This is a genomic window from Streptomyces sp. NPDC031554, assembly GCF_055580685.1.
In genome coordinates this window covers 1-5,151 of the sequence record NZ_JBVIKX010000026.1, presented here as the reverse complement: position 1 = coordinate 5,151, position 5,151 = coordinate 1, and the positions used below count along the sequence as shown (strand labels likewise).

Sequence of the window (5,151 nt, the reverse complement as noted above, 5' to 3'; positions counted from 1 at the left end):
GCGGCGTCTTCGAGGGAGAAGACTCCGGCGATGTGGGCGGCGGCGAGTTCGCCGATGGAGTGGCCCGCGACGTGGTCGGGGGTGATGCCCCAGGAGTGGACGAGGCGGTAGAGGGCGACTTCGAGAGCGAAGAGGGCGGGCTGGGTGAATTCGGTGCGGTCGAGGTCCTGGCCGTCGGTGATGGCGTCGTTGATGACGTCGTGGATCGGGCGGGGGAGGTGGGGGTCGAGGGCGGCGGCGACTTCGTCGAAGGCGGTCGCGAAGACGGGGAACGCGGCGTGCAGTTGCCGTCCCATGCCGAGTCGTTGCGCTCCCTGGCCGGTGAAGAGGAAGGCGGTTCCGCTCGTGTCGCGGACTCGTGCGGGTTGTGCTCCGTCGCCGTCCGCCAGCGCCCTTACGGCGTCGAGGAGTTCGGTGCGGTCGGTGCCCGTGACCACGGCGCGGTGGTCGAAGGTGGCGCGTTCGGTCGCCAGGGACAGGGCGACGTCCTGCGGGGCGAACGCGGGGTGGGTCTCCAGGTGGGACACCAGCCGCGCCGCCTGGTCGCGGACCGCCTGCACGCTCCTGCCCGACAACACCCAGGGAACGACGGGGAGGGCGAACTCGGCCGGGTCGGCTTCCGCTCCGGATTCCGGGGCGTCCTCGACGGGGGCCTGCTCGACTATGACGTGGGCGTTGGTGCCGCTCACGCCGAAGGCGGAGACGCCCGCGCGGCGCGGTCGGCCGTCGACGGCGGGCCACTCGCGCGCCTCGGTCAGGAGCTCCACCGCGCCGGCGTCCCAGTCGATGTGACCGGACGGCCGGTCCGCGTGCAGGGTCTTCGGCAGCACCCCGTGCCGCATGGCCTCGATCATCTTGATCACGCCGCCCACGCCGGCCGCGGCGACCGAGTGGCCGATGTTCGACTTGAGGGAGCCGAGGTACAGGGGGCGCCCGGCGGGCCGGCCCTGACCGTAGGTGGCCAGCAGTGCGTGGGCCTCGATGGGGTCGCCGAGGCGGGTGCCCGTGCCGTGGGCCTCGACGGCGTCCACGTCGGCGGTGCTCAGGCCGGCGTTGGCCAGGGCCTGCCGGATCACGCGTTCCTGGGACGGGCCGTTGGGCGCGGTGAGGCCGTTGCTGGCGCCGTCCTGGTTGACGGCCGTGCCGCGGATCAGCGCCAGGACCCGGTGCCCGTTCTTCCGCGCGTCGGAGAGTTTCTCGACGAGGAGCATGCCGACGCCCTCGGACCAGCCGGTGCCGTCGGCGTCGTCGGAGAAGGACTTGCAGCGGCCGTCGGCGGACAGACCGCGCTGACGGGAGAAGTCCACGAAGCCGCTCGGGGAGCCGGAGACGGTGACGCCGCCCGCGAGGGCGAGCGTGGACTCGCCCGAGCGCAGCGACTGCACCGCCATGTGCAGGGCCACCAGCGAGGAGGAGCACGCCGTGTCCACGGAGACGGCCGGGCCCTCCAGGCCGAAGGTGTAGGCGATCCGGCCGGAGGCCACGCTGGAGAGCTTGCTCGTCATGAGGTAGCCCTCGAGCTCCTCGGGGCCTTCGCGGTCGAGGTAGCTCTGTTCCACGAGGCCGGCGAAGACGCCGGTGCGGCTGCCCCTGAGGGCGGCCGGGTCGAGGCCTGCGCTCTCCAGCGCCTCCCACGCCGTCTCCAGCAGCACGCGCTGCTGCGGGTCCATGCCCAGGGCCTCGCGCGGTGAGATGCCGAAGAAGGCCGCGTCGAACTCGGCGGCCCCGTCCAGGAACCCGCCCTCACGGGTGTACGACTTGCCGGCCCTGCCGGGCTCCGGGTCGTACAGGCCCTCGACGTCCCAGCCGCGGTCGGTGGGCCAGGGGGTGATGCCGTCCACGCCGTCGGCGACGAGCCTCCACAGGTCGGCGGGCGAGGTCACCCCGCCCGGGTAGCGGCACGCCATGCCGATGACGGCGACGGGCTCGTCCTGGCCGTTCTCCAGCTCGGTGATGCGCTGCTTGGCCTTGTGCAGGTCGGCGGTCACCCATTTCAGGTACTCGACCAGCTTCTCCTCGTTGGTCTGTCCCTTGGCGGCGGGGGTCCGCGGGGCCCGGTCGTTGGACTCAGTGGCCATGCTGGTTCGTCTCTCCTCAGTCCGGGCGGGGGCGCCGGTGGGGCGCCCCCGCCGAAGTTCAGTGCGCAGAACGGCCGAGCTGGGTGTCGATGAAGGCGAAGAGGTCGTCCGTCGTGGCGGCCTCGATGGACTCGGTCACGTCCGCCGCGTCGTCCTCGGGCGTCTCCGGCGTCGTGATCCGGGCCAGCAGCGCCTTCAGCCGGGTGGTGACCGCGGAGCGCATCTCCTCGTCGTCGGGGGCGTCCGCACCGAGCAGTGCCGCCTCCAGGCGGTCCAGCTCCGTCAGGGCGGGGGTGCCGCCCGGTGCGTCGCCCACGTCCAGCCGGCCCAGCAGGTGCGCGGCGAGCGCCTCGGGGTTCGGGTGGTCGAAGACCAGCGTGCTCGGCAGCCGCAGACCGGTGGCGGCCGTCAGCCGGTTGCGCAGGTCGACGGCGGTCAGCGAGTCGAATCCGAGGTCCTGGAAGGCCCGGTGGGCGGCGACCTGGTGGGCGCCGGCGTGACCGAGCGCCGCCGCGATCTCGCCGCGCACCAGGTCGAGCACGGCCTGCTCGCGCTCCTCGGCGGGCAGGGCGGCCAGCCGCTCCTCCAGGGTGACGCCGCCGTCGGCGCCGTCCGCGGTGTCCGCGCCGTGCGCGGCGCCCCGGCGGCCCGGCGTGGGCACCAGGTCGCGCAGCGCGGCCGGTACCCGGCCGTGCGCCCGCAGGGCTGCGAGGTCCAGCGGCAGGGCCACCAGGTGGGCCGCGTCCTGCGCGAGTGCCGCGTCGAGCAGGGCGAGGCCCTCCTGCGCCGGAATCAGCCGGAAGCCCTCCCTGGTGTAGCGCTGGAGGCCCGCCTCGCCGAGACCGGCGTTGATGCCGCCGCCGATCCCGGCGGGGTCCCACAGGCCCCACCCGATCGCGGTGGCCGCGAGGCCCTGGGCGGCGCGCCGCGCGGCCAGGGCGTCGACGAACGCGTTGGCGGCGGCGTAGTTGGCCTGCCCCGGCCCGCCGAGGACGCCCACGCTCGACGAGAACAGGACGAAGGCGGACAGGTCCAGCCCCTCGGTCAGTTCGTGCAGGTGCCAGGCCGCGTCGGCCTTGGCCGCGAGGACCTCGCTCAGGCCCGGTGCGCCCAGGTCGGCGATCAGCGCGTTGTCGAGGACGCCCGCGGTGTGGACGACCGCGGTGAGGGGGTGCTCGGCGGGGATGCCGTCCAGGACGGCCGCGAGCGCGGCACGGTCACCGGCGTCGCAGGCGGCGACGGTGACCGCGGCACCCGCCCCGGTCAGCTCCGTGACCAGGGCCTCGGCGCCCAGGGCGGCGGCGCCCTCCCGGCCGAGCAGCAGCAGGTGCCGTACGCCGTGCTCCTCCACCAGACGGCGGGCCACCAGAGCGCCCAGGGCCCCGGTGCCGCCGGTGATCAGCACGGTGCCCTCGGCCCTGCCGGTTCCCTCGGCCGCCTCGGCCGCCTCGGGCGACCGGGCGAAGCCGGGGAGGGACGGGGCGGCCGTGGCGGGGTTGGCGGGGTCGGCGCGGCGCAGGCGCGGCACGCGGATCACGGCGTCGCGCACGGCGGCCTCCGGCTCGCCGGCGGCGACGACCGCCGACAGCAGCGCGGTCGCCGCGGTCGACTCGGGCGGCTCGGCCTCGTCGCCCGCCGGCCGCTCCATGTCGAGGAGGAAGATCCGGCCCGGCGCCTCGGCCTGCGCGGAGCGCAGGAGGCCTCTGACCCCGGCACCGGCCGGGTCGGCGACCTCCTCGTCGCCGACGGCGACGGCACCGCGGGTGACCACGGCCAACGGCACGTCCACCAGGCGCTCGTCGGCCAGGTACCCCTGCACCAGGGAGAGGGCGTCACGGGTGCGCCGGTGCAGGGCGTCGACCACGTCGGTGCCGGACCCGTCGCGCGCCCACACGCGCAGGCCGTCGACGGGGGCACCCGCCGCGACGGCCTCGGCCGCCTCGGACAGGGTCGAGTAGGTGATGCCGGTGCCGTCGCCGTCCCCGTCGCTCGGGCCCACGTCGGCCCAGCGCAGGGTGGCCTCGGCCGTCGGCAGCCCGGCGACGCCCCACTCGGTGCGGTACAACGGCAGGGCCGCCCTGCCGACGGCGGCGAACCGGTCGTACGGCACGTCCTGGAAGACCAGGCGGCCGACCGTGAGGACCGGCTCGCCGGCGGTGTCGGTGAGCCGGACGGTCACCGTGCGCTCGTCGACGGCCTGCCACTGGACACGGACGACCGTGGCACCGCTCGCGTGCAGCCGCACCTCGTGCCATGCAGCGGGGACGAGCACACCGCCGGGCCGGGCCGGGGCGACGGCGCCGGCCTGCTCCACCGCGCGCAGGGCCGCCTCCAGCAGCTCCGGATGCAGTCCGTGGCGGACGGCGTCCGGCAGCAGCTCGTCGGCGAGCGCCACCTCCGTACCGTCACCCTCACCGACGGGACCCGTCGACGGGGCCGCGGCGGACAGGACGCCGTCCGCGTACGCGGTCCAGCGGGCGCCCTCGTCGGCCGGCCGGGCGTACAGGGTGAAGGCACGCAGGCCCGCGTCGTCGGGGTCGGCGACGGCGAGCTGGATCTCCGTCGGGGTCAGCGCGGAGAGCACGAGCGGGGTATGCACGGTGAGGGTGTCGAGCGTGCCGAGACCCACCTCGTCACCGGCGCGCACGACGAGGTCCACGAGCGCGGCGGCGGGCAGGACGGGGCTGTCCAGGACGGCGTGCGCCTCCAGCCATGGATGCGTCCCGGCCGATACCCGACCGTTGAACAACACCCCGCCGCTCCCCGCCGGTTCGACCTTCGCGGTGAGCAGCGGATGACCGAGCGAACTCCCTCCGCGTGCCTCGTCGCCCACGGTGGCGTCCTTGCGCTCCATCCAGTGGCGTTCGCGCTGGAAGGCGTAGGTGGGCAGGGGCGTCGGGGTGGTGGTCCGGGGGCCGAGGAGGGCGGACCAGTCGACCGGCACGCCCGCGGTGAACGCCTGGGCCACGCCGGAGATCAGGGTGTGTGTCTCGTCGTGGTCGCGGCGGAGGAGGGGGAGGGCGGTGGTGTCGTCGAGGGTGTCGCGGGTGAGGGCGGTGAGGACGGCGTCGGG

2 protein-coding genes are annotated in these 5,151 nt (G+C 75.3%); both read right to left on the bottom strand.

What is annotated here, in order from left to right; translation table 11 throughout:
* The coding region (locus ACZ5FU_RS34915) for a type I polyketide synthase (RefSeq protein WP_469047940.1) at positions 1-2,078 on the bottom strand (2,078 nt) is incomplete at its 3' end.
* Positions 2,079-2,136: 58 nt separating this feature from the next.
* Positions 2,137-5,151, bottom strand: a 3,015-nt coding sequence (locus ACZ5FU_RS34910; RefSeq protein WP_469047938.1) for a type I polyketide synthase, incomplete at its 5' end; no start/stop codon positions are given.